Origin of the sequence: Xanthomonas cannabis, from assembly GCF_040616535.1 — a bacterium.
In the GTDB taxonomy this organism is placed as follows: domain Bacteria; phylum Pseudomonadota; class Gammaproteobacteria; order Xanthomonadales; family Xanthomonadaceae; genus Xanthomonas; species Xanthomonas cannabis.
The window spans coordinates 4,359,924-4,384,509 of sequence record NZ_CP136580.1; the positions used below are offsets into that span (position 1 = coordinate 4,359,924).

Annotated in this window: 27 protein-coding genes; 20 read left to right on the forward strand and 7 right to left on the reverse strand. The window is 65.6% G+C overall.

Going from position 1 to position 24,586, the window contains the following annotated elements:
• Nucleotides 1-766: 766 nt before the first annotated feature.
• The 3 genes from RZV17_RS18465 (at nt 767) to RZV17_RS18475 (ending at nt 4,177) form a co-directional block, all read left to right on the forward strand.
• Nucleotides 767-1,891 (forward strand): slipin family protein, encoded by a 1,125-nt coding sequence (locus tag RZV17_RS18465; RefSeq protein ID WP_355605557.1) that lies wholly within the window; start codon nt 767-769, stop codon nt 1,889-1,891.
• A gap of 54 nt (nt 1,892-1,945) precedes the next feature.
• Complete coding sequence (locus RZV17_RS18470) at nt 1,946-3,169, forward strand: RtcB family protein (RefSeq protein ID WP_355605560.1); 1,224 nt, start codon at nt 1,946-1,948, stop codon at nt 3,167-3,169.
• Nucleotides 3,170-3,376: 207 nt separating this feature from the next.
• Nucleotides 3,377-4,177 carry a hypothetical protein gene (locus tag RZV17_RS18475; RefSeq protein WP_104581188.1) on the forward strand — a complete coding sequence of 267 codons (801 nt, stop codon included), beginning with the start codon at nt 3,377-3,379 and terminating at the stop codon, nt 4,175-4,177.
• A gap of 226 nt (nt 4,178-4,403) precedes the next feature.
• On the opposite strand, the gene RZV17_RS18480 is transcribed toward RZV17_RS18475, so the two are convergent.
• From RZV17_RS18480 to RZV17_RS18490, 3 genes are all read right to left on the reverse strand, one after another.
• Nucleotides 4,404-5,267 (reverse strand): S9 family peptidase, encoded by an 864-nt coding sequence (locus tag RZV17_RS18480; protein WP_047692782.1) that lies wholly within the window; start codon nt 5,265-5,267, stop codon nt 4,404-4,406.
• A complete protein-coding gene (locus RZV17_RS18485; protein ID WP_355605564.1) occupies nt 5,267-6,373 on the reverse strand; it encodes a DUF3182 family protein in 1,107 nt (368 codons plus the stop codon). The genes RZV17_RS18480 and RZV17_RS18485 overlap by 1 nt, the downstream gene beginning before the upstream one ends.
• Before the next feature lie 86 nt (nt 6,374-6,459).
• Complete coding sequence (locus RZV17_RS18490; RefSeq protein WP_047692786.1) at nt 6,460-6,624, reverse strand: hypothetical protein; 165 nt, start codon at nt 6,622-6,624, stop codon at nt 6,460-6,462.
• Nucleotides 6,625-7,023: 399 nt separating this feature from the next.
• Between RZV17_RS18490 and RZV17_RS18495 the strand changes: the two genes are divergently transcribed.
• The 8 genes from RZV17_RS18495 to RZV17_RS18530 all read left to right on the forward strand — a co-directional run bounded on the left by RZV17_RS18495 (nt 7,024) and on the right by RZV17_RS18530 (nt 12,502).
• Nucleotides 7,024-7,305, forward strand: a complete 282-nt coding sequence (locus tag RZV17_RS18495; protein ID WP_039404509.1) for a hypothetical protein — start codon at nt 7,024-7,026, stop codon at nt 7,303-7,305.
• Between the two features lie 53 nt (nt 7,306-7,358).
• On the forward strand, nt 7,359-7,625 hold the full coding sequence (locus tag RZV17_RS18500; RefSeq protein ID WP_166750701.1) for a hypothetical protein: 267 nt from the start codon (nt 7,359-7,361) through the stop codon (nt 7,623-7,625).
• Nucleotides 7,626-7,702: 77 nt separating this feature from the next.
• Complete coding sequence (locus RZV17_RS18505; RefSeq protein WP_039404514.1) at nt 7,703-8,296, forward strand: DUF4142 domain-containing protein; 594 nt, start codon at nt 7,703-7,705, stop codon at nt 8,294-8,296.
• A gap of 212 nt (nt 8,297-8,508) precedes the next feature.
• Nucleotides 8,509-9,396 carry a TIGR01777 family oxidoreductase gene (locus RZV17_RS18510; RefSeq protein ID WP_355605567.1) on the forward strand — a complete coding sequence of 296 codons (888 nt, stop codon included), beginning with the start codon at nt 8,509-8,511 and terminating at the stop codon, nt 9,394-9,396.
• A 148-nt stretch (nt 9,397-9,544) separates the two neighbouring features.
• Entirely contained in the window at nt 9,545-10,210 is a 666-nt protein-coding gene (locus RZV17_RS18515) for a response regulator transcription factor (protein WP_166744891.1), read from the forward strand.
• Entirely contained in the window at nt 10,207-11,391 is a 1,185-nt protein-coding gene (locus RZV17_RS18520) for an ATP-binding protein (RefSeq protein ID WP_355605570.1), read from the forward strand. Before RZV17_RS18515 ends, RZV17_RS18520 begins: the two co-directional genes overlap by 4 nt.
• A gap of 183 nt (nt 11,392-11,574) precedes the next feature.
• Entirely contained in the window at nt 11,575-11,784 is a 210-nt protein-coding gene (locus RZV17_RS18525) for a hypothetical protein (RefSeq protein WP_355609496.1), read from the forward strand.
• Between the two features lie 55 nt (nt 11,785-11,839).
• Complete coding sequence (locus RZV17_RS18530) at nt 11,840-12,502, forward strand: DUF3313 domain-containing protein (protein ID WP_179456580.1); 663 nt, start codon at nt 11,840-11,842, stop codon at nt 12,500-12,502.
• Between the two features lie 393 nt (nt 12,503-12,895).
• Here the strand turns inward: RZV17_RS18530 and RZV17_RS18535 are convergent, their stop codons facing one another.
• Nucleotides 12,896-13,735 carry a histidine biosynthesis protein HisIE gene (locus RZV17_RS18535; RefSeq protein WP_355605575.1) on the reverse strand — a complete coding sequence of 280 codons (840 nt, stop codon included), beginning with the start codon at nt 13,733-13,735 and terminating at the stop codon, nt 12,896-12,898.
• Between the two features lie 244 nt (nt 13,736-13,979).
• Here RZV17_RS18535 and RZV17_RS18540 point away from each other — a divergent pair, with 244 nt between their 5' ends.
• From RZV17_RS18540 to RZV17_RS18570, 7 genes are all read left to right on the forward strand, one after another.
• Entirely contained in the window at nt 13,980-15,416 is a 1,437-nt protein-coding gene (locus tag RZV17_RS18540; RefSeq protein ID WP_039404527.1) for a Do family serine endopeptidase, read from the forward strand.
• Nucleotides 15,417-15,532: 116 nt separating this feature from the next.
• Nucleotides 15,533-15,895, forward strand: a complete 363-nt coding sequence (locus RZV17_RS18545) for a hypothetical protein (protein ID WP_010374821.1) — start codon at nt 15,533-15,535, stop codon at nt 15,893-15,895.
• Nucleotides 15,896-15,898: 3 nt separating this feature from the next.
• A complete protein-coding gene (locus RZV17_RS18550; protein ID WP_039404543.1) occupies nt 15,899-16,381 on the forward strand; it encodes a hypothetical protein in 483 nt (160 codons plus the stop codon).
• The gene (locus tag RZV17_RS18555) at nt 16,378-16,761 is read left to right on the forward strand and encodes a hypothetical protein (protein WP_047692800.1); all 384 of its coding nucleotides are present in this window, start codon (nt 16,378-16,380) and stop codon (nt 16,759-16,761) included. The genes RZV17_RS18550 and RZV17_RS18555 overlap by 4 nt, the downstream gene beginning before the upstream one ends.
• Before the next feature lie 167 nt (nt 16,762-16,928).
• On the forward strand, nt 16,929-18,035 hold the full coding sequence (locus RZV17_RS18560; RefSeq protein WP_047692935.1) for an AI-2E family transporter: 1,107 nt from the start codon (nt 16,929-16,931) through the stop codon (nt 18,033-18,035).
• A gap of 93 nt (nt 18,036-18,128) precedes the next feature.
• A complete protein-coding gene (locus RZV17_RS18565; RefSeq protein ID WP_355605580.1) occupies nt 18,129-18,866 on the forward strand; it encodes an HAD family hydrolase in 738 nt (245 codons plus the stop codon).
• A gap of 42 nt (nt 18,867-18,908) precedes the next feature.
• Nucleotides 18,909-20,279 (forward strand): leucyl aminopeptidase family protein, encoded by a 1,371-nt coding sequence (locus RZV17_RS18570; RefSeq protein ID WP_355605583.1) that lies wholly within the window; start codon nt 18,909-18,911, stop codon nt 20,277-20,279.
• Nucleotides 20,280-20,338: 59 nt separating this feature from the next.
• Here the strand turns inward: RZV17_RS18570 and RZV17_RS18575 are convergent, their stop codons facing one another.
• Together RZV17_RS18575 and RZV17_RS18580 are read right to left on the reverse strand one after the other, a co-directional pair.
• The gene (locus RZV17_RS18575) at nt 20,339-21,091 is read right to left on the reverse strand and encodes an anti-sigma factor (RefSeq protein WP_355605586.1); all 753 of its coding nucleotides are present in this window, start codon (nt 21,089-21,091) and stop codon (nt 20,339-20,341) included.
• Nucleotides 21,088-21,603: an RNA polymerase sigma factor gene (locus RZV17_RS18580; RefSeq protein WP_179456574.1), complete on the reverse strand. Its 516-nt coding sequence runs from the start codon at nt 21,601-21,603 to the stop codon at nt 21,088-21,090. The genes RZV17_RS18575 and RZV17_RS18580 overlap by 4 nt, the downstream gene beginning before the upstream one ends.
• Nucleotides 21,604-21,765: 162 nt before the next feature.
• On the opposite strand from RZV17_RS18580, the gene RZV17_RS18585 reads away from it, so the two are divergent.
• Together RZV17_RS18585 and RZV17_RS18590 are read left to right on the forward strand one after the other, a co-directional pair.
• On the forward strand, nt 21,766-22,857 hold the full coding sequence (locus tag RZV17_RS18585; protein ID WP_355605590.1) for a catalase family peroxidase: 1,092 nt from the start codon (nt 21,766-21,768) through the stop codon (nt 22,855-22,857).
• Nucleotides 22,854-23,396 (forward strand): cytochrome b, encoded by a 543-nt coding sequence (locus RZV17_RS18590; protein ID WP_166752606.1) that lies wholly within the window; start codon nt 22,854-22,856, stop codon nt 23,394-23,396. Before RZV17_RS18585 ends, RZV17_RS18590 begins: the two co-directional genes overlap by 4 nt.
• A 253-nt stretch (nt 23,397-23,649) precedes the next feature.
• Here RZV17_RS18590 and RZV17_RS18595 read toward each other — a convergent pair whose 3' ends face one another.
• Nucleotides 23,650-24,438 carry a ThuA domain-containing protein gene (locus RZV17_RS18595; RefSeq protein ID WP_184557967.1) on the reverse strand — a complete coding sequence of 263 codons (789 nt, stop codon included), beginning with the start codon at nt 24,436-24,438 and terminating at the stop codon, nt 23,650-23,652.
• Nucleotides 24,439-24,586 lie beyond the last annotated feature (148 nt).

Sequence of the window (24,586 nt, forward strand, 5' to 3'; positions counted from 1 at the left end):
TGCGTTCGCATCGCATCGTGTGGATGACCTTCCAGGCACCCGGGCATGGATTGCCCGACAACATGGACGTTGCAAAGCGGTCAGGCGCGAAAGCGCTGTGCCCAGGTGTCGGGCACGGGCGACGCGTGGTCATACACATACAAGAGTACCGTTTGAATAAAACGGTGATCAGAAACACTGTGAAAGAGATTCAGCGGCCTGGAGTTTATTCCAGCTGGTGCGCGCGGCTGTGCCGTGGCGTATACCGAAGCCTTTCTCATGTTTCTCGTTACGGGTATCGGCTCCTGGTGGAGCGGCGGCGCCATCCGCAGGTCTGGTTCGATTCCGGAATACTCACCACTGGATAGCTCAGTTGGGTAGAGCAACAGATTTCTAATCTGTCTGTCGCGGGTTCGAATCCCGCTCCATGCATGACCTTATCGGTCATTTCTCGGGACGCAAGTCCCTTTACGGAAACGCCCATGCCGCAGGCAAACAGGCAACCCATCGCCTGACTGCCTGCAGCAGCGGCGCCGTGGCCGGGCCCTTGCCCTGGACGCGCACGCTGCACCGTTCGCAACCGCTGCGCACTACATCGCACAGCGGCGGCAACGCGCATGCAGGCGCCAACAGCGCATCGCGCCCCGCACGGCCGCCGTCACCGGCGTTTCCACCTTTCAACGCCGCGTTGCATCGGCACACGTTTCGCCAGCAGTCCGATCCGGGCGGCGCGACGGCAGTCACTTTGGATCGGACCACCAGAGCCAAACCTAACAGGAGTAATGCAATGTTCTGGACCAAGAGGGTCGTGATCGGTGACGGCGAGCGCGGCCTGATGTATCGCAACCGTCGGTTCGAGCGCGTGCTCGTCCCCGGTGTCTATCGCCTGTTCGACCCACTGGGTCGCAGCGAAGTCATCGTCCACGCCATCACTCAGGGCGCCTACGTCGGCCCCGATGCGGAGATGCTGATCGACACGCTCGGCAGCACCCTGCCGCAGCACTTCGTGCTGGCGGATATCGGGACCGCGCAGGTCGGCCTGCTGATCCGCAACGGCAAGCTTGAGGAGGTGCTGCCACCGGGCACGCGCGCGCTGTACTGGCGTGGGCCGGCAGCGATCGAGGTGCAGACCCTGCCGCTGGGCGATGGGCTGCAGGTGCCTGCCGATGTGCAGCGCAGGTTGCGTCAGCTCGGCACGCTGTCGCGGGTGGCAGTGTGCATGGACGTGCCCGCCGAGTCGCAAGGGCTGGTGTTCATCGATGGCAAGCTGGTTGCACCGTTCGGACCGGGGGCGTACGCGTTCTGGAATTTCCAGAAGAACATCGCCACCGAGGTGATCGATCTGCGCGTGCAGTCGGTCGAGGTCTCCGGGCAGGAGCTGTTGACGCGCGACAAGGTGTCGTTGCGGATCAACCTGGCCGCCAGCATGCGCTTCACCGATGCCGTGGCGATGCGCACGCGCGTGGCCAAGGCCGGCGAATATCTGTACCGCGAGTTGCAATACGGCTTGCGCCGTGCGGTGTCGGCCAAGACGCTGGACGAGTTGCTGGGCGACAAGGCCTGCCTGGATGCGGATATCTTCGGGTATGTGCGTGGCAGCGTGAGCGGCTTCGGCATCGAAGTGCTGGGCGTCGGCGTCAAGGACGTGATCCTGCCGGGCGAAATGCGCGAGATCCTCAATGCGGTCGTGCAGGCGGAGAAGCAGGCGCAAGCCAACGTCATCCGCCGGCGTGAAGAGGCCAACGCCACGCGTTCGTTGCTCAACACCGCCAAGCTGATCGAAGACAGCCCGGTGCTGATGCGTTTGAAGGAACTGGAGGCGCTGGAAAAGGTCACCGAAAAGATCGACAAGCTCACCGTGTTCGGCGGCCTGGATGGCGTGCTGAAGCAATTGGTGACGATCAGGCAATGAAGGCTGCGCGTGGTGGAAGGATCTGCCACGCACTGCCGCAAGGGAATGACGACAATGAGTACCTCACAACATTTTGAATTACTGCATGCCGAAGGCAGCACCACCCCGATCAAGGGCTGGGTGCGCGGCGTGCCGCTGGAAGCGCAGGCGCATGCGCAGTTGCGCAACATCGCCGCGGTGCCGTTCGTCGGCCCCTGGGTGGCGGTGATGCCCGACGTGCATCTGGGCAAAGGTGCAACCGTGGGCTCGGTGATCCCGACCCGTGGCGCCATCATCCCGGCAGCGGTGGGCGTGGACATCGGCTGCGGCATGGCCGCCGTACGTACCACGCTGCGTGCCAGTGATCTGCCGGACAATCTGGCGCAGTTGCGCTCCAGCATCGAGCGTAGCGTGCCGGTGGGCAACGGTCGCGGCGGCGAACACCGCACGCTGCCCGACAGTATCGAAACCCGCATCGCGCGTTCGGGGTTGGTGCAACGTCTGGACGCGATCAAACAGCAGCACAGGCGCATCCGCACCGACAAGCTGGAATGCCAGATCGGCACGCTGGGCGGCGGCAATCACTTCATCGAACTCTGCCTGGACGAAACCGATGCGGTGTGGGTGATGCTGCACAGCGGCTCGCGCGGCACCGGCAACCTGATCGGCAGCTACTTCATCGAGCGCGCACGCGAGCAACTGGCGCACCGCGTGCTGGGCTTTCATCTGCCCGACAAGGACCTGGCCTTCTTCATGCAGGGCGAGCCCTTGTTCGACGAGTACGTCGAAGCGGTGTCGTGGGCGCAGGATTACGCATGCGAAAACCGCGAGGCGATGATGGCACGGGTGCTGGCCGAGATGCGTCACCGCTTGCCGAAATTCCAGCTGGAAAAGCTCGCGGTCAATTGCCACCACAACTACGTGCAGAAGGAGACGCACGCCGGCGAGGAGCTGTTGATCACCCGTAAGGGCGCGGTGAGCGCACGCGCCGGCGAGCTGGGCATCATTCCGGGCAGCATGGGCACGCGCAGCTACATCGTGCGCGGGTTGGGTAACGCGGAGAGTTTTCACAGCTGCAGTCACGGCGCAGGCCGCGTGATGAGCAGGACGGCCGCACGTGCACAGATCACCCTCGCCCAGCATCGCCAGGCAACGGCGCATGTGGAATGCCGCAAGGATGCCGCCGTCATCGATGAGTCGCCGGCCGCCTACAAGTCGATCGAGGCAGTGATGGCAGCACAGCAGGATCTGGTCGAAGTACTGCACACGTTGCGCCAGGTGGTGTGCATCAAGGGGTAAAGCAAGGGCCGCAGCAGTAGCCCTTGTTCTGCAGGTTGCATGCAACACCGGTCAGCGACCTCATCCGCAGTGCCACTGCACAGTTCAGTCATGTCGCGATCGCACTCACATCCAAGCACACACGTTTCACTCTCGCGACGCCATCGTTGCGCCACATTCGCGGCCTGCGTTGCAGGGCGCATCCATCACCAGGCAACCGGAGGCGGCATGAGCAATCTCGACAAGCAGGAACGCAAGGAAGAAGCAAAGGATTTGAACCGCGACCCGATCTCCGGCGCACCCGGTTCGCACCCGGTGGGTGTGGGCGTGGGCGGCATCGCCGGCGGTGCAGCGGCAGGTGCGCTGGCAGGCACGGTGTTCGGTCCGTTAGGCACCTTGATCGGCGCAGCGGCCGGCGTGGTTGCCGGCGCGGCGGCGGGCAAGGGTGTGGCCGAACGCCTCGACCCTACCGTGGAAACCGAATACTGGCGCCAGGAGCACCGGAACCGTCCTTACTACAAGGAAGGCACCGACTACGACCGCGACTACGCCACCGTGTACGGGTTCGGCCTGCAGGCGCGCGAAACGCGCCCGACCAGCACCTGGGAAGAAACCGAAGCCACGTTGGCCGGCGAATGGCCCCGCAACCGTGGTGAATCGCGCCTGGAGTGGGACGATGCCCGTCTCGCTGCGCGTGATGCCTGGGACCGCGCCGACCGTACCCACACCGTGTATCGCGACGGCGATACCCACTATGCCGGTCGCTTCGATAGTGCCAGCTACCGTGATGCCGAGTATTCGTATGACGATTATCGCCCGGCCTATCGATACGGCATGCAGGCGCGCCAGCAGCACGCCGGCCGCCAGTGGGACGACCATCTGGAACGTGATCTGGGCGATGGCTGGGACCGTTTCAAGGCCGATTCGCGTCTGAACTGGGAAAAGGCCAAGCACGCCGTGCGGGAAGCCTTCGATTCGGATCATCACGGCGACGCTGCGCGTCGTAACCCGACCGACCCACGGGTGTAACGGCCTCCTGGGATGCAAGCTGTCGCGTCCATCGCGTCACTGCATGATGCAAAACGAACGGGCCGTTGGGCCCGTTTCGTTCGTTGGGAGTTTGTGGCGGCGCAAGTAAGTGAGACAACCGCGCTGCAAGCAGATTGCAACGCTCACCCCGCATGACGCGTTCTTCAGTGGCGATCCATCCAGCGCAACGGTGCCGCCAAACGCTGGCAGACAGGTGCGCGATCGACTAACCGGACGTCTTCTCCACCGCGCGGATGTCGCCGCGGAACACTGCAACGCCGGCTCCCGCCGATGGCGCCTCTTCCTGCTGCTTGATCAGCTGCTTGCGCGCTGCCACCACTTCACGGGCCAGCGCAATCCGGCGACCCACCACCATTTCGGTCAACCAGTCGATCAATGCGCGCGTGTAGCGCTGCTGATGCTCCTTGACGCTCAGCGCGTGGTCGGCCCCGGCGATCACCCGCGAGGTCAACGAACGCGCCTTGCCAAAGGCATTTGCGTAATTGCGCAGCACCGGTTGCGGCACGATGACATCGTGCTCGGCTTCGACCAGCAGGACATCGCCGGTGTACGCAGCGCATGCCGCCAACGCAATGTTGTCGTCGGGCGTCAGCGTGCGATGCCGATAGGCCATCAGATCCGGATCGGCATTGAGGCTGACCTTGGGCTGGTCCCACTGCGCATCCTTGTAGAGCGCAGGCGAACGTAGTGCCAACCACTCCACCGGGCGCTCACGTGTCAGCAGGGCGGACAGATAACCACCGTAGCTCAGGCCCACCACCGCAATCGACTGCGGATCCACATACGGCAGGCCCGCCAACTGGTCATAGGCGGCAATGATGTCGCGCAGGTTCTGCGCGCGGGTGACGGTCTGCCGCATCGACGCATGGCCCTCATGCCCACGCAAGTCGAAGGTCATGCAGATGCAGCCCAGACCTACCGCCTCGCGCGCACGCACCAGGCTGTGGTGCTGACTGCCGCCCCAGCCGTGGACGAACAGCACCGCCGGAATACCGGTGGGCGTGAGCAAGGTGCCGCTGAGTGCGTCGTGATCGACTGCGATGTCGATACTGGAAAGTTTGGCTTCCATCAGTCGGTTGAAACCCTCCGGTATTTGTAGCGCGGGCCGGCGCCGGGGCGGCTTGCACGGTAGTACACCTGTGCGTCGGCCGGCGGCTCGCCTTCATAGATCTCGTGGGTGGATGCCCGCACCCAGTGCAACCCTGGATGTTGCTGAAAACAGGCAATGGCCGCAAGTTCGGCCGGGGTGGCGCCACCGATCCGCCAGGACTGCTCGAGGACGCCGCACACCGCGCCGGCGTGCGGGTCTTCACCGCTGACCACATCGTAATTGCGCCGGGACACCTGCAGGCCCGCAAACGCAGCAGCAATGCTGCGATCGTACCGGCACGCCTGCTCCACCACGCGGCGCTGCAGCGGCGGCAGCCCGGTGCCCAACAGTGCCTCCAGCGATCCGCGATGGACGCGCAGCGACGAGCCGCCATAGACATCCTCGCCCTCGGCATTGCGCACGCTGCATTGCGTCCCGTAGTACGCGATCTGCACGCCGGCCACGCACAGCTCGCCCACGCTGTGCGTCAGCGGCTGCAGGATATTGCGCTCCAGCACTGCGCCGTGGGTTTGCAGATAGTGTTCGGGCAACCCGTCGAGTGCGAGTGCCAGCGCGGCCGCATCGGCGATGCGCCACTGCCCGTTGCCGCCGACGCCGGTGGGTAGCTTCAGGCGCACCTGGCCATCGGGCAGCAATCGGTCCAACGCCTGCAAGGCATCGTCCCGCGAGAACACCGTGTAGCCGGGCAAGGTGGTCGGGATCAGCGCAAGCGCCAGCGCCTGATTCCAGCCGGTGATACGCGTTGCCGCAGGATCGATCAAGGGGTGGCCGATCACCTTGGTGGCCACAAATGCATGCGGCACGATGCCGCCCAGCAGGCCGTGACGACCATCGATGCCAAGCGCACGGGCCTGCTCGCTAGTCAGCGTGTCGTCGGGCACATGCAACGCAGCATGCTGGTCGCCTGCGGCGGACGCCGTCACAGTGTCCAGGCCTGCATCATGCGCGCCCAGCAGGCGCGCAAGTTCGCTGCACACCCAGGCGTGCGTGGCACGTTCGTGGCCGTACTCGGCCACGGCACGCGTGGTATGCCCGAGCACCTGCAAGTACCGTGGCTCTGCCATCCGCTGTCCCCGTGCTCGCGCCCGTGCCACATCGGGCGCCTCCCGCTGCGTGTCGGAACGCGCCGCTGTAAACCCTGAAACCAGGCCTATTTCATGGCGAAATACAGACCTACCACGATCAACACCACCACGATCAGGCTGATGGCCACCCGGCCCCCGCGCAGCTCCAACAGGGCGTGCCACCACACACGTGCTTCCGGTGTTCCGCTGGCATGGTGCGGCTTACGATGACTGCTTTCGCTGTCCTGCATCCTGAGTACTCTCTCCTATACGTCGTTGCCTACCTTAAGGATCAGACGTTACACAGGTGTGGAGCGGTTCAGAATCTTCCGTGAAATGCGGCGCTGCACGCAGGCGATTGCGTGAAATCTGCAAGCGACGCCGTGCAATGCGACTGTGATGATCGCAACGTCGTGCTGCATCGCGCTGCGGGTTAGACGTGTTCGTCCATCGAACACAGTCGACACGCCGAACAACATCCACCACGCGAACGAGGATGCATGCATAGCGTGTAGAGACGCCGACGCAGCCTGAGCAATTAAGTGTTGGTGTTCCCACTAACGCACTATTGTCGCGTTCGATGATCATTCGTTGACATACCCGCAGTTACCCTGCACGTCAAGTTTGTTTAATCCGGAACGCCCCAAGCCATGAGCAGAGACCCATCCGTCATCGATGTACAAGCCGAAATCGCGCATTGGCAGGCGCGGCACGCCCAGGGGAACCTGGGTAGCGGCAAGTTCAGCGAATTGTCCCCGGTGGTGAAAATGGCCTGCGACATCTACCTGCAGGCACCGCGTTCGAGCGATCAGGAACGTCTGCGGCTGTTTCGCGATCGCCTTGAGCATCACTTCATTTCATCCAGCACCCAATCCAACTACGAACAGTTGGCGACTGATTGCTGGCAACGTCTGGGCACGCGCAATAGTTGAGCACGCCAGTGACGCCGGCGTTGAGCAAGACCCGTTATTCATTGGAGATCGTCATGAAAACCCCGTATCAAGTGCAGCAGGAGCTGGAACGATTGGAGCGGTTGGTTCCGCACATCATCAGCGACCAGGGCGACCGCGCGGAGGAAATCCTTGGCTTCCATGTGGCAAGCCTGCTCGGCAGCGCACCTGCCAGCGAGCACGCCATCATTCGTGAGCGCACTGCGCGCATGGCCCGCGTGTGCCGTACGGCGCAGGACGCGGTTCGCGCGCCGGTCAGACCCATGGGCATTGCCCCGGTCGCCCAGCCGCAGTGGGCCTGACCAACGCATCACCGGAGCCGCCTAGCGGCTCCTTTGCATTTCATTGTCGGCCATTGCCGACTCACCTCAGGACCTCCATGAAATCCACTCTCGCTGCCGCTTCACTACTTGCCATGCTGACCCTCACCGCCTGCGATCGCCCCGGTGGCGACGCCTCGCGCACTGCACCGGCGGTGTCGCCAGAACCGACTGCCGCGCCGGTCAGCGGCAGCGGAGCGACCGAGCTGGCCAAGGGCGACGGTGCAGTGCTGGGCGTGCTGGCAGCCATTGACGAAAACGAGATTGCGCTGGCCAAGCAGGCCATCGGGCAGGATCTGGGCGGCTCCACCGGCCCGTTTGCCGAGCAGATGCTGCACGACCACCAGGCCAACCTCGAAAAGACCAAGGCCCTGGGCGCAAAGGACAGCCCGCGCGCCGACGCGGTGCGCGCCAAGGGCAAGGCCGCAGTGGAGGCGCTGGAAAAGACCTTGACGCTGCCCGATGGCAAGGATGCGTATCGCAATGCCTTCATGCGCAACATGGTCATCGACCATGGCGACACCATCAAGATTCTGGATTCGGAGCTGTTGCCCGCCGCCGAAAGCGCACCGGTCAAGCAGCACCTGGAAGAAACCCGCCGTGTGGTGTCGGCACACTTCGAACGTGCCCATGCGGTGTCGTCGTCGAAATAAGTACGCTGCACCCAGCACCTTGCAAACGCGCCGGCCTGTCCGGCGCGTTTGCGTTTGGGGATGAGGTGGCTACCCGGCGCTGCATCACGGCGCCGGACCGGCGCGCCTGACGCCACGCACCACCGGCCGGTGGCCATATCGCTGCGTCGGCTTCACTGCGCTTCAGTCCGCACTGGCCTATGGTGCCGCATCCCTCCGGCCAGGAACTTCTCATGCGCGTGCTCATCACCGGCGGTACCGGCTTCATCGGCCAGGCGCTGTGCCCGGCCTTGGTGCAGGCCGGCCATCAGGTCTGCGTCTTGACCCGCAATACCGGCCGCGCCAGCCGCAGCCTGCCCGGCATCACCGCCGTGGAGACGCTGGACGGCGTGCAGGCCGAGGCCGTCATCAACCTGGCCGGTGAGCCGCTGGCGGCCGGCCGCTGGAGCGATGCACGCAAGCAGCGCTTTCGCGAGTCGCGGCTGGGCACCACTGACCGGTTGCACGACTGGATCGCGCAGCAGCCAGCGCAGCAGCGCCCGGCAGTGGTGGTGTCCGGTTCGGCGGTGGGCTATTACGGCGAGCGCGGCGATGCGGTGCTGACCGAAACGGACGGCGCCGGCGAGGATTTTTCGGCCGTACTCTGCCGCGACTGGGAGGCCGCCGCTGCCCGCATCGGCGCGCTTGGCCCACGCGTGAGCTGGGTCCGCACCGGCATCGTGCTGGACCGCGACGGCGGCGCACTGGCACGCATGCTGCCGGCGTTCCGGCTGGGTGGCGGCGGGCCATTCGGCGATGGGCGGCACTGGATGAGCTGGATCCACCGCGCCGACATGGTCGCGCTGCTGGTATGGCTGCTGCAGCACGGGCAGCCCGGCGCCTACAACGCCACCGCCCCCAACCCGGTGACCAATGCGGAATTTGCCCGCACCCTGGCCAAGGTCCTGCACCGCCCTGCCTTGCTGGCGTTGCCGGCCGGGCTGCTGCGATTGGGCTTTGGCGAAATGGCCGACCTGCTGCTGATCAGCCAGCGCGTGCTGCCGCAGCGTGCGCTCGGTGCCGGGTTCGGCTTCCGCCACGAGCAGTTGGAGCCGGCCCTGCGCGCGATTTTGCAGCGCTGAGCCGGCCGCGCAGGCAGCTCGCCTGCGCAAACCTGCCGCTCCTCGGTTCGCCTGCCCGGCAGGTTTGCGCATGCACTAATATTTGCCTAACGCGCATCTCCGACAGTGCTGCGGATCTTGGAATGGCCCGGCGCCCGGCGGAACCCTGATGCACTTGCTGCTTGTCGAAGACGACCCCTTGTTGGCCAACGCCATCTGCGACGGCATGCGCCAGCACAGCTGGACCATCGACCACGTGGGCAACGCCGCCACCGCCAGGGCGGCGCTGGTGGACCACCGCTACACCGCTGTCCTGCTGGATATCGGCCTGCCCGGCGAGTCTGGGCTGGCAGTACTCCGCTTCATGCGCAGCCATTACGACCCGACCCCGGTGATCGCCCTGACTGCACGTGGCCAGCTCACCGACCGCATCCGTGGCCTGGACGCCGGCGCCGACGATTACCTGGTCAAACCCTTTCAGTTCGATGAGCTGATGGCACGGCTGCGCGCGGTCACCCGGCGCAGCCAGGGCCGCGTCGTGCCGCTGCTCAGCCAGGGCGATGTCTGCGTGGACCCGAGCAGCCGCAAGGTCACCAGGGCCGGCAAATGGGTGGCGCTGAGCGCGCATGAATATCGACTGCTGCTGGCCTTGATGGAACGTGCCGGGCGCGTGGTCACCAAGGATCAGCTGGAAGAAGGCGTGTATGGCGGCCCGTCCGACGGCGGCAGCAACATGATCGCGGTGTATGTGCATCAGTTGCGCCGCAAGCTGGGCGAAGAGCTCATCTCCACCGTTTACGGCCAGGGGTACATGGTCGGCAAGTCTCCCGAATGAAGTCCCTGCAGGCACGCATGCTGGCGGCGCTGGCCGCCATCGTCCTGCTGAGCTGGTCCACTTCGCTGTGGATCCTGGTGGCGCTGGTCACCGAGGGTCACCATAGCGTGTTCGAGCAGGAGCTCAACCTGCTGGGCGACCACCTGGTCGGCATCCTGCCCGAAGCGCTGCAGCACCGCTTCGACAGCCCGTCAGCGCCGGCCAACGGCGCAGACCTTGAAACGCCGATCGGCAATGCGTCCTCGCGCATGAGTTTCAAGCAGACCCTGATCGCGATGGTGCTCAACACCGTGCAACTGGGCGTGCTCGGCGTGCTGGTGTGGTGGGCGGTACGTACCGCGCTGGCGCCGTTGCGCAGCGTCTCCTGCGCCATTGCGCAACGCACCGGGCTGGACACCGATCCCGTCCCGCTGGATCGGGTGCCCGACGAGATCCGTCCGCTGATCGCCGCGTTCAACACCTTGCTGGCACGGGTGGAACAGGCCGTGCAGGCCGAGCGCAATTTTGTCGCCGACGCCGCGCATGAACTGCGCACTCCGCTCTCGGCGCTGCATGCCTACGCCGAAGTCGCCTTGCGCGCGCCCACGCTGCAGGACAAGGACGCTGCCCTGCGCCAGTTGCTGGAAACCGCGCGCCGCAGCAATCGGTTGGCCGAACAATTGCTGGATCTGGCGCGGCTGGATGCCGGCATCAGCTTGGCTGCCTACCAACAGGTCGAGATGGGCGAATTGATCTCGCATGTCCTGGACGAATTCAGCGTGCAGGCCGATGCCCGCCAGCTCAATCTGCACGTGGAGGCGGCACCCTGCCTGCTGCGTTGCGATGTGGATGCAGTGGGTATCCTGATCCGCAACCTGGTCGACAACGCCATCCGCTACGGACGCGCTCGCGGCACCGTGGAAGTGAGTTGCGGCTACTGCCTGCGCGCCGATGCACTGCACCCGTTCGTGCAGGTCAGCGATGACGGCCCCGGCGTACCGGACGCGGCGCATGCGTCCATCTTCGAGCGGTTCTATCGCGTGCCCGGCAGCGAGGTGCAGGGCAGCGGAATCGGACTGTCGCTGGTGGCGGGCATTGCCCGCCTGCACGGAGCCACCATCGAAACCTGCGAAGGCAACGACGGGCGCGGCCTGTGCGTGCGCGTGGTGTTCGCCGATGACCGCGCGCCGACCACGGCGTGAATACCCAGGGCGGACGGTGCTGCGGCCCGGCACCTCCAATAAGTTTCCAATCCTGGCCGCCTAGAGTGCACGCACCACACGCATCCAGGCTGCATGGTGATGACTTCCTCGACCCGCTCCACCTCGCCCATCGCCGCCCTGTCGCCGTGGGCCACGCACGCCGCAGCCAACGACAGCGTCGGCATGACGGTCAGTCACATTGCCACGTCGCCAGCATGTCGTTGTGGCCGCACCGGCACACGTAACCGCGACATCTGGTGCGCCTTGCCCGATATCCGCAGCGCGCGCCACGTCCGCCGACTGCCACGTTGGGTAACACGCAGCGTGCTGTTGAGCGCGGCAGGCCTTGCATTTGCATTTGCATTGGCACTGGCGCGCGTGCTGCTGCACTGAACCTCGCTGCCCGCACTGGCCCTTCCAACGTCCTCACTCTATCCAGGTCTTTGTCATGTCTGTCCATTTCGTCACTCGTTGCTGCACGCTTGCCGTTGTCGGCATCAGTCTGATCGGCTGCTCCAGCACCCGCCCGTTGCCGTACAGCCAACTGCCGTCGTCCAGTTATTTGCGCCCACACGACGGCAGCCGCGGAGACCGCATGCCGTACGCCTATCACAGCAACGTGGACTGGACGCGTTACCGGGCGGCCATCGTCGAACCGGTGGCCATCTACCGCGGGCCGGATGCGCAGTTCGAAGAGGTGCCCGAACAGGACAGGCGCATGCTCGCCGATGACATGCAGCAGCAATTTAGCTACGCCCTTGCACGGCGTTGGCGCCCGACCACGGTGGCCGGTGGCGATACCGTGCGGGTGCGCCTCACCCTCACCGGCGCCAAGCCCAGCAAGCGCGTACTGGGCACCGTCATGAAGGTGGACCTGGGCGGCGGCTCCTACAACGCGGTGCAGGCCGCACGCGGCAAGGAAGGTGCATTTTCCGGTTCGGTCAGCTATGCGGTGGAGATCTTCGACGCCCAAAGCGACCGCCTGCTCGCCGCCTATGTCGAGAAACAGTATCCCAGCGCCATGAACATCAAGGCCAGCCTGGGCGCCTACGGCGCAGCGAAGGCCGGGATTCGCAAGGGGGCCGAGCAGTTGCTCGAGGGGATCGAATAGTTCGGGATTCGGGATTCGGGATTCGGGATTCGGGAATGGGGAATGGGGAATAGGGAAGCGGGAGGCGGGAGGCGGACGTAGTGCTTGAACGGGGTTGCGCGTGTCCTGTGAGTCTGCAGCGCCTTTCCTTCTCCCACCGGGAGAAGGTGCCCCGAAGGGGCGGATGAGGGTCCGAGCGAAGCCTCGCGCAAAGCGCACATCGCACCTCGCGCCTGCCCTTGCCCAGCCCCTTGCTCCGTCAGCTGGCCACGCGCGACGCGGCGCGGTGCCATCGCAAGCGCATGCGTTTTTGACGTATCAAAAAAGGCCGGCGCTGCAGCCCAGCGCCGGCCTCCTTGCACCTCGCGTGATGCGCGCTTACCTGGCGCGTGCATCACGTGTTGGCGTCCAGCATCAGCGCGTGACGCGCTTTACGGCCTTCTTGCCGACCGCCTTGCGGGCGGCGGTGGTCTTGGCCACTGCGCGCGTTGCCGGGGTCTTGGTCACCTTGGCCGCCTTCTTCAGGGCGGTCTTGGTCACTGCCTTCTTCAGCGGGGCCTTCTTCACGGCGGCCTGGCGTGTGGCGGTCTGCTTGGCGACCGGTGCCTTCTTGGCGATGCTCTTGGCAACCGCCTTCTTGACCGACACCGACTTGGCGGCAGCCTTCTTCGCTGCGGTGCGCGCATTCACCGTTGCCACGGCGGTCTTGCGTGCCGCGCTCTTGGCGGCGGTCTTGGCACTCAGCGCGGCCGCGTCGGCCTTGGCATTGGCCTTGGCGGTTTCCAACTTCTGTCTGGTGTTGGCCTTGGTGTCGGTGATCTTTTTCTTGGCAGCGGCACCGGTACTGCTCAGCTTCTGCCTGGCCGCCTCTTTGGTGGAGGTGATTTTCTGCTTCGCCGCGTCCTTGGTCGCGACGAGCTTCTGCTTGGCGGCGTCCTTGGTTGCAACCAGTTTGTCCTTCGCTGCGTCCCTGGTGGCCGCCAACGAGCGTTTGGTCTTGGCCACGCGGCGCTTGACGGCGCCCGCTGCATCGGCAGCCTTGCTGGCCGCGTCCTGCTCCGCCTTGACCACCTCCTTGCGTGCCTTGGCGACACGTACCTTGACCTCCTGCACCGCCGCGCCGGCCGCTTCCTGCACGTTGGCGACCGCCTCGCTGGTGGTGCTGGCGATGCTGTCGGTCAGTTCGGTGGCAGTGCTCTTTACGCTATCGACGGCGTCGGACAGGGTTGCCGTCACACCATTGCCGTTGCTCATAGACCCTCCTTAAGGGCATCAGTGCGGGAAACGCGGGCGATGCGCGAGAGCAATGCGTCTGCTGAACAGGCATCGGATCAAGCGGACGCTACGCCGGGCTCAACGGGCTGTCAACGCAGCGGCGGCAAGGCCTGCGCGGCGCTTTCACCGGCAGTTAAATTGCTCGCTGGCACTCTCGTTCAGCTTGATTTACGCAGTCAGACGCCCTATTCCTCTTCCACCGCGTAACCCGGACAGACGCTCCATGCGACCGCTTCCCACCTTGCTGACGCTCTCCCTGGCTGCCGCATTCGGCGGCTTCGCCGCCACCGGCATCAATGCTTGGCTGGACAACCGCGCCGAGGCCACGCCGGCCGGCAATGCCACCTTCACCCTGCCAACCGCGGCGGCGTTGCCGGCGTCGGTTGCCGGGCAGCCGGTGCCCTCGCTGGCACCGATGCTGCAACAGGCGATGCCGGCAGTGGTGAGCGTCAACACCAAACAGGTGGTCCGCGTGCGCAACCCGTTCTTCAACGACCCGATCCTGCGCCGGCTGTTCCCGCAGGTGCCACAGGATCGCATCAACGAATCGCTGGGCTCGGGCGTCATCATCGATGCGCAAAAGGGCTATGTGCTAACCAACCACCACGTCATCGAGAATGCCGACGACGTGCAGGTGACGCTTGGCGATGGGCGCACGGTCAAGGCCGACTTCATCGGCTCCGATGCCGACACCGACATCGCGCTGATCCGCATCAAGGCCGACAACCTCACCGATATCAAACTGGCCGACAGCAACGCACTGCGCGTGGGCGATTTTGTGGTGGCCATCGGCAACCCGTTCGGCTTCACCCAGACCGTCACCTCCGGCATCGTCTCGGCGGTGGGCCGCAGCGGAATTCGCGGCCTGGGCTACCAGAACTTCATCCAGACCGATGCCTCGATCAATCCCGGCAACTCGGGCGGTGCGCTGGTCAATCTGCAAGGCCAACTGGTCGGCATCAACACCGCCAGCTTCAATCCGCAGGGCAGCATGGCCGGAAATATCGGCCTGGGCCTGGCGATTCCGTCCAACCTGGCGCGCAACGTGGTCGAGCAACTGGTGACCAAGGGCGTGGTGGTGCGCGGCACCCTGGGCCTGGAAACCCAGAACCTCACCCAGCAGATGTTGCAGGGGCTGGGCGTGGACTCGCTGCGCGGCGCACTGGTGACGCGCGTGCTGCCAGGCTCGGCGGCCGCCGCGGCCGGCGTGCAACCTGGCGATGTGGTGGTGGCAGCAAACGATCAACGCGTGGACAGTGCGGAGGCGCTGCACAACTACGAGGGCCTGCAGGCCGTCGGCAGTGCGGTCACCCTGGAAATCCGCCGCGACGGCAAACCGCTCAAGCTCAAGGCCACCCTGAAGGAGCAGGACCGCGCGGTCACCGGCGACATGCTCGACCCGCGCTTGAGCGGTGCCACCTTCGTGGACCTGCCCGAATCGCTGCGCCAGTCCGGCATCACCGGGGTAATGGTCAGCGAGGTCAAACGCGGTGGCCGTGCTGCGGCCAACGGCCTGGTGTCCGGTGACGTGATCGTGGCCAGCAGCGTCGGCGAGTTCGCCGACCTTGCCAGCTGGCGCGCCAATTTCCAGCGCAAACCACAACAGCTGGTAGTGCGCATCCTGCGTGGCAACGCGCAATACGACGCGCTCATGCGTTGACGCGATGTGCACTGCGGGCTGCGTCCACTAACGCCTCCTACACCCCCCCGATGCTATTGCTACCGCACGACCGCACGTGAGTGACGGCTGCCATCAACGACCGAAGGAGATATCGCATGAGCCCCACCAATACCGATCAGCTGAAGGAAAACCTGAGCGAAGCCGGCACCCACCTGAAGTCGGCCGCCAGCGCTGCCGGCGAAGCCGTCAAGGGCGCTACCAGCGCTGCAGGCGACGAGCTCAAGCTGGGCCGCGCCAATGTCAAGGCCGAACTCTCCGACACCGCGCTGGCCGGCATGGCCGCCGCCGAATTCGGTGGCGCCGCTGCCAAGGAGCAGATGGACGTACTGGTTGCCAAGGGCAACGACCTGCTCGAAAGCGCCACCGACCTGATCCGCGAGCGTCCGCTCGCCGCGTTCGGCGTGGCATTTGCAGCGGGTTGGGTCATCGCCAAGCTGGCACGCAGCAACGATAACTAAGCCGTGAGCGATCAGGCCTCTACAGCTGCCGGCTCCGGCGCGCCAGACGCGCGCCCGGAAACGCCAGGACTGGACGAAAGCGTACGCGCGGTCGGTGCCGCCGGCCGTGCGACGTTGGGCTCGGCCAAGGACACCAGCCGCGCGTTACGCCGGCTGGTGTCGGCCGATCTGCAACTGGCACGCAGTGCGTTCGGGCGTGGCCTGGCATGGGCCTGTGTCGCGGTCGTTTTTGGCGCCTCGTCCTGGCTGTTGCTGGCGGGCGCCATTATTGCGTTGCTGCAACGCGCCGGGTTGTCGTGGTTTCAGGCGATGTTCTTCACCGCGTTGGCCAGTTTGCTGGTCACCGGCATTGCGGCGTGGCGGGTGTTCTTCTACTTCGATCACACCGGCATGAATGCCACGCGGCGGCAGTTGATCAAGCTGGGCATCTTCGATGACTCCAGTGACGACGACACGGCCACAGCCGCCAATGGAGCACGCTCATGAAGTTTGGCGCCTTGCGTCAGCGCGTCGAACGCGCTGAATTCCTGGTGGAAGGGCGGGCGCAGGAAACGCGCTCGCATTGGGCTCAGTTGCGCCAGACCTGGCGCGCCGGCTGGTCGCCGGTGCGCATCCTGGCAGTCGGTTTCGGGCTGGGCTTTGTGACCGGTCGCAATGAACCGCAGGCTGCGCTGGGCAGCATTGCCAGCAAGCTTGGTGGCATCCCCAAGATTCTGCAGATGATCAGCACCATCTCCGCGTTGTTCACTGCGCATCGCGCACAGGAAGCCTCCGAACAGGCCGAACGCGCTGCCGACAATGCCGAAGAAGTGGCAGCCGACCCGCCGGTCACGGTGGTGCAGGTGCCGGCCGACCACGCCGCCTGACCCAGCGTGCGGGCACACGCCGCACGCGTTGCTGCACTTGCGGCTGAGCCCGCTGCATCAACCAGTTTGTAATGACACCGCGCGCACAGACCCTGTGCGCGCCGTTGACGCGTTGTGCCGATAATGGCGCACCGCTGGCGGCACGCCAGTCTGCTGCCAGGGCACGCATGTCTCTTCCTCTCGATCCGCTGGATGCTGCCGTCGCGGCAGATTCGCTCCCGCCACCACCGGCCCCGCGTCCGCGCGCACCCGCCTCGCTGGTGGTGCTGGCCACGCTCGCTGTCGGCTATACGCTGTGGGCAGCGCAGACGATCATCCTGCCGGTCATGTTGGCCGCGTTCTTCGCCCTCATCGGCAACCCCATCCTGCGCGGGTTGCGCAAGCTGTACATCCCGCGGTTTGTCGGTGCCTTGCTGGTGTTGTGCCTGGGCTTGGCCGGCACCGTGGCCCTGGCGGCACAGCTGGCCGGCCCGGCTGCCGAATGGGCGCAGCAGGCACCGCGGCAGATGCGCCAGATTGCGCGCGATGTGCGCGACCTCACCAAGCCGGTGATGCAGGCCAACCAGGCCGCGGAAAATTTTGCACGCGCGGCCGGTGGCGAAGGCCAGCGCGGCGTGCAGATCGTGCGCACGCAGATGGACGACCCCTACAAGGCGCTGGTGCGCACGCCCAAACTGGCCGCGTCGGTGCTGGCCGTGGTGCTGCTGACGTTCTTCTTCATGGTGTATGGCGAGAGCCTGCAGCGGCATGCGATCGCCTTGCTACCGAACCGCCAGCAGCAACGTTTCACCACCGAAATCATGCTGGACATCGAACGCGAAGTCTCGCGTTACGTGCTCACCATCAGCGTGATCAACACGCTGGTCGGGTTGATATTTGCCGGCATCTTGTATGTGCTGCAGATCCCGCTGCCCGAAGCCATCCTGTGGGGCACGGTGGTGGCACTGCTGAATTTCGCGCCCTATGTGGGCCCATTGATCGGCGTGATGCTGATGCTGCTGATGGGCTTTGTGGAATTCCGCACCACGGTGTCCTCGCTGCTGCCGGCAATCCTGTACCTGGCGCTGCACACCATCGAAGGCCAGGTGGTCACCCCCATCGTGCTGGGACGCCGCATGGCGATCTCGCCGCTGATGCTGATCCTGGCGCTGATGCTGTTCGGCTGGCTGTGGGGCATGGTCGGCCTGCTGCTGGCGGTGCCGCTACTGGTCTGCATCAAGATGGTGCTGAGCCGGGTAGAGGGGATGCAGCGCTGGGCCAGGCTGTTGGAATAGCCGGGAATCGGGAATCGCAAGAGCAGTGGCGTTGCTCTACCTATTCGCCACTCCCGATTCCCCATTCCCAATACAAGACCGTAAAATCTCGCGATGAGCTTCCACATCAGCGCCATCACTCTCGACCTCGACGACACGTTGTGGCCTTTCGCGCCGATCGGGGCGCGCATCGATCAGGTGCTGTACGACTGGATGCGTGAACACAGCCCGGTCACTGCCGAGCGGTTTCCGGTGGAAGCGATGCGGGAGCTGCGCGAGCGCAGCTTTGCCGACAACCCGCACCTGCACCACGACCTCAGCGCGTTGCGGCGCTTGACGCTGGAAATGGCGTTGCGCGAAAGCGGTGGCGACCTGGCGTTGGTAGAGCCGGCCTATGAGGTGTTTTACGCCGCGCGTAATCAGGTGGAATGCTATCCGGATGCGCTCGACGCGCTGGCGCGCATTGCCGCGCATGTGCCGGTGGCCGCGCTCAGCAACGGCAATGCCGATCTGCAACGCATCGGGCTGATGCATCACTTCGCGTTTCAGCTGGGCTCGCACGAACACGGCAGTGCCAAGCCCGACGCCAGCATCTTCCACGCCGCATGCGCACGCCTGGAACTGCCGCCGGCACAGGTGCTGCATGTGGGCGACCACGTGCGCATGGACGTGCTGGGCGCGCTGGATGCGGGCCTGCGCGCGTGCTGGATCAATCGCGAAGGCGCAGTGTGGTCGCACCCCACCCAGCAGCCGGATCTGGAATTCGACAGCATGACCGGGCTGGCCGATTGGCTGGATGCGCAGCAGCCGCATCCCAGCCCCACGCGCGCCGGCATCAGCATTCCCGCCTGAGCCCACTCTGCTCGGCGCATGGCGCCGCATTCGAGGATTTCCATGTCGCACCTCACCGGTTTCACCGATTCCAACGCCGCGGCCCTGCCGCTGTATGTGCTCGACCGCGAGGGCTTTGCACGCTGGTGCGCCGAGCAGCCCACGCGCGTGTTGTCGTGGGCACAGGCGCAGCGATTCGATGCCGCGCCCGGTAGCGTGCTGTTGCTGCCCGGCGACCACGGGCTGGCCGGTGCCATCGTCGGCATCGGCGACCGCGCCGACGCGTATGCCTATGCCCACGCGCCGATGGCATTGCCGCCTGCCAGCCGCTGGACGCTGGCCAACGCCTTGAGCGATGCCGAACAGGCGTTGCTGCACCTGGGTTGGGGATTGGGCGCCTACCGCTTCGCGCGGTACCGCAAGGTGCCACGCGCACCGGCCGAACTGGCGGCCACACCGTCGGCGCAGACACGCGCCTTGATCGAGGCCTGCGTGCAGGTACGCGACTGGGTCAACACGCCCACCGAAGACATGGGACCGCAGCATCTGGAAGAGGCCACCCGTGCGGTGGCGCAGGCGCATGGCGCGCAGGTCGATGCGATCGTGGGCGACGCGCTGCTGGCGCAGAACTTCCCCACCATCCACGCGGTGGGACGCGCCTCGCACCGTGCGCCGCGGCTGATCCAGCTGCAGTGGGGCGATGTGGCGCACCCGCATCTGGTACTGGTCGGCAAGGGCGTGTGCTTCGACACCGGCGGGCTGGATCTCAAGCCCGCCGATGGCATGCGCAACATGAAAAAGGACATGGGCGGCGCCGCACATGCGCTGGCGCTGGCCGGGCTGGTGATGGCGCAGCGGTTGCCGGTGCGGCTGACCCTGCTGATTGCCGCGGTGGAAAACGCGGTCGGCCCGGAAGCCTTCCGCCCCGGCGAGGTCATCACCACCCGTGCCGGTGTCAGCGTGGAAGTGGACAACACCGATGCCGAAGGCCGGCTGGTGCTGTGCGATGCCTTGAGTTATGCCACCGAACAGAAGCCGGACCTGATCCTGGATTTCGCCACGCTCACCGGGGCCGCGCGCATCGCGCTGGGCCCGGATCTGCCGGCCCTGTTCGCCAACGACGATGCGCTGGCACAGGCCTGGATCAGCGCTGGCGAACAGACCCGCGACCCGGTCTGGCGCATGCCGCTGTGGCGCCCGTACCTGCGCTATCTCAACAGCCACGTGGCGGACATGGCCAACGCCGGCTCGCGCATGGCCGGCGCCGTCACCGCCGCGCTGTATCTGGAACGCTTCGTGGCCCCAGGCCAACGCTGGGCACATCTGGACGTGTACGCCTGGAACGACAGCGACCGCGCCGGCCGCCCGGCCGGTGGCGAAGCGCTGGCCCTGCGCTCGGCCTTTGCGATGCTGCAGCAGCGTTACGCCGGGTAAGCGCGGCCAGTCACACCACGCGCCGGCGGGTGGGTGCCAGCCGCCTGCAGCTGCGCTGGTCATCCCTGGGGACGCAGCAACGGCGCGATCGTGCGCAGGCGTGTCTGCGTCGCCGGGCCGACCAGCGCAAACGCGGTGTCGCCTTCGGCCCAGTACTGCGCCAACAGACCACCATCGCGACGTTCGCCGGTCGGCATCGGGCCGCTGCGTGGACGCAGATACAGGCCGATGCGCGCGCCGTCGGCATCGCCGTAGATCAGCATGGCGGCCGCGCCCTCCGGCGTGGAAAGTAATTGCCCGCCGCGCAGCGTATAGCCCTGCGCACGCAGATCCGGCACGACACCGGCATTGCCGAAATGCGCGCGCAACCAGGGCTCCAGCTCGGTACGGCGCTGCACCTCCAGCGCAACGCCCTGCTGCGCGCCGGTCTCGGCGAACAGCCGGTACGCGGCCACGGCATCGGCCATCGGAATCCGCTGGCTGGTCATCCGGCTCTCGTGCAGCTGCCAGCCCAGCCCGGTGCCCAGGCCGAGTGCCAACACGCAACTGGCGGCCGTGGCAAACACCGCCCGGCGGCGTTGCTGCAGGCCACGGCGGATCGTCGCAGGCGTCAGCGCACCCGTGCCCGGCTCTGGCGGCAGGCCAGCATGCGCGGCACGCAGCGCTTCGGCATCGCGTTTCCAGCCTGCCACGCGCGCGGCCTGCGCAGGGTGTGCCTGCAGCCACGCCGCAACCGCTGCGTGTTGCTCCGGGGCCAGGCGGCCATCGACGTAGGCGTGCAAGGCATGCTCGTCGGGCGGTGTGGTGGTCATTTGAGGATCCTCAATGCAGGTGTATGGCTCACGTGGCCCTCGTTCACTGCGCGCAAGCGTTCGCGCGCACGCGACAGGCGCGACATCACCGTGCCGATCGGGATGCCGAGGGTGTCGGCCACCTCGCGGTAACTGAAGCCTTCCACGCTGACCAGCAGCAGCAAGGCGCGTTGTTCGGCTGGCAACAACGCCAGACTGGCCAACATGGCACGGCCGTCGTGCACCTGTTCGGCAGAGGCGGACTGGCTGGGCTGTTGTGGCGCGAACAGGCCCACCACCCGCTGCCAGCGCGCGGCACGGCGCTGCCCATCCAGAAACTGCCGGTACAGGATGGCGAACAACCAGGGTTGCACAGCCTCGGCGGTATGCCGGGTGCGCCAACGCCGCAGGGCACGTTCCAGCGTGGCCTGCACCAGGTCGTCGGCGCTGGCGGCCTCGCCGCTCAGCGACCGCGCGAAGCGGCGCAGCGCCGGCAGCACGGCACGTAGTTGGTCATCGTCCAGAGCATCCATTGGCAGGTTTGGTAGTGGCATCACACAGTAGACGCACTGGAGCGTGGACTATTCCCACGATTCGTGCGCGTGCAGCACGTATTTTCGCAATCGCGGAATAACCCGTCTTGCACGGCGTCTCACTGCATCGACCACTCACCGCATCGACCACCGGAGCCAGCCATGACGTTGCCACCTCCCTCGCCCGCGCGCGCGCGCAGCCCTGTGCTGCCGCTGCTGGGCATTGCCGCCATTGCCGGCGGCGTTGCGCTTGCATTCGCCTGGACGGCAGGCTGGATCGGCGGCGACCGGCTCACCGCCGCGCGCATGACCGACACCATCGAATCCAGCGGGCCGCCGCATCCGGGCTTTCGCCGCGCGCATACCAAGGGCGTGTGCGTGAGCGGGCAGTTCCAGTCCAGCGGCAAGGCCACCTGGGTGTCGTCGGCACGCATCTTCAGCCAGGCCAGTACGCCGGTGCTGGGGCGCATGTCCATCGGCGGCGGCGACCCGCACGGCGCCGACGGTGCCGCGCGCGTACGCAGCATGGCGCTGCTGTTGCGCAGCGACGACGGGCAGGAATGGCGTACGGCGATGAACAGCTTTCCGTTCTTCGTGGTGGCCACGCCGGCCGGCTTCCAGGCGCTCAATGTCGCCTCCCGGCCTGACCCGGCCACCGGCAAGCCGGACCCGGAAAAACTGGCGGCGTTCGGCAAGCAGTATCCGGAAGCGGCCAAGTTCCAGCAGTGGGCCAAGACCGCGCCATGGTCGGACAGCTGGGCCAACACGCAGTACAACGGCGTTAACGCCTTCCGTGCGATTGCCGCCGATGGACGCGAACGCTACATCCGCTGGTCGATGCGCCCGCATACGCCGTTCAAGGAATTGAGCGCCGAGCAACGCAAGCAGGCCGATGGCGATTTTCTCGCCACCGATCTGGACACGCGGCTGGCGCAGGGGCCGTTGCGTTGGGACATGGTGCTGACCATCGCCGAACCCGGCGATGCGGTGGACGACCCATCGCAGCCATGGCCGGCCAGCCGCAAGCAGATCGTGGCCGGAACGCTGTCGATCGATCATGCGCAGCCGCAGGCCACTGGCCCCTGCCGCGATCTGAATTACGACCCACTGATCCTGCCCAAGGGCCTTGCTGCGTCCAAGGACCCGATCCTGGCAGCGCGCTCGTCGGTGTATTCGCAGTCGTTCAATCGCCGCGAGCGCGAAATCGCCAACGGCACAGGCAGCGCCGCCACCGGCCAGGGAGCACGTCAATGAGCCGTCCGACGCATTTCAATCTTCCCGCGCGCGTGCTGCATTGGCTGATGGCCGCGATGATCCTGACCATGCTGTTCGTCGGCGTCGGCATGGTCGCCTCGGTGACGCAACGGCCGTGGTTGATCGATCTGCATCGTCCACTGGGTATCGCGATTCTGGTCCTGGCGGTGCTGCGCCTGATCAATCGTCTTCGCCATCGCCCGCCGGCATTGCCTGCGGATTTGCCTGCCTGGCAGAAGGCCGCGGCGATCGCCTCGCATTGGCTGTTGTACGCGTTGATGCTGGGCATGCCGCTGATCGGCTGGGCGATGCTGTCGGCCGGCGGTTATCCGATCGTACTGTGGCCGGGCGCGAACCTGCCGGCGATCGCACCGCATGATCCGGCGCTGTATGCCTGGCTGCGCAGCGCACATGGCTGGCTGGCGTATCTGTTGTTCGCCACCGTGCTGGGGCATCTGAGCGCAGCGCTGTTTCATGCCTGGGTGCGCCGGGACGGCGTGTTTTCCAGCATGGCACGTGGGGAGCGGTCGGCGCGTTGATGGGGTGGAGCTGGGGTGGATAACGTGTTGTGCAGAGTGATTTCGCTGCGCGGATGCACCCTCCACCACGCACCCTTTTCAATAGGAGGGGAGCTTGTCCCTTCTCCCGCCGGGACATTGCCCTTCTTTATGGGAGAAAGTGCCCCGCAGGGGCGGATGAGGGGACGGGCGAAGCCTCGCAATGCTCCCTTCCATGTGGCTGCGCCCCGTACCCTCACCCCGACCCCTCTCCCGCCGCGAGAAGGGCTAGTGCTTAACGCTGGCGTTTTGTTTTGGCCGCTGGCGCAGATGCGTCGATGCCCTTGCCAGTCGCCGCCCAATAGATGCCACCGTACAGGTGATCCAGATAGCGCGGATCGTTATAGGCTTCGGCCAGATGACCCAGCGCAGTGGCGAAGACGCGGCCGCCTTCGAAGTGGTGATACCACGCCACTGGATGCTGTTTGCCCATGCCCCTGGCGACCTGGCCCGGCCAGATCAGGGTGGGGTCGTAGCTGCTTTCGTCGACGGTGAGCAGCGTGACCAGGTCATCGCTGTACGGTGGATCGTATTCGTACCACTCATCGCTCCACACCCAGCGTCTGGGCAGGCCGGCTGTGGCCGGGAAATTGGCATCGACGACATCCACCATCGCCGTTTGCATGTATGGATGGGTGCGGAACGAGCGGCCAATCATGTGGTCGTACCATTCCCAGTCACCGCGCTTGATCGCAAAGGCCTTGTGCACGGCGACCACGCCACCGCCATTGCGCACGTAGTTTTGAAAGTTGGCCCGCTGCGCCGGGTCCAGATCGGTCGCCGGCGTATTGAGCAACACGATGGCCGCGTATTGCGACAGATCGCCTTCGAACGCCTTGGCATTCCATGCCCACACCATCTCGACATAATGCTTGCGCGCCATCGCCTCGAATTGCGGCTTGGCCACAGGGATATAGTCGTGGTGATACTGGTTAGGAATGGCTGCCACCAGTATCTTGAATTGCTCGGCCGATGCGTTGAAAGCGCACATCAACAGCAGGCCCGACAGCCACAGAGATTTCATGCATTGCTCGCCGTGTTTTCCAATGCTGCGCAGTGTACCTGCGTGCAAATCGCATGCCTTCGCACGCGTTTGGAATAGCTGCGGATGGGTGGGGCATGCGAGTGATGCCATGCCTTCGTCGCGCGATCGCGTCGATCAAGCGCTGCTC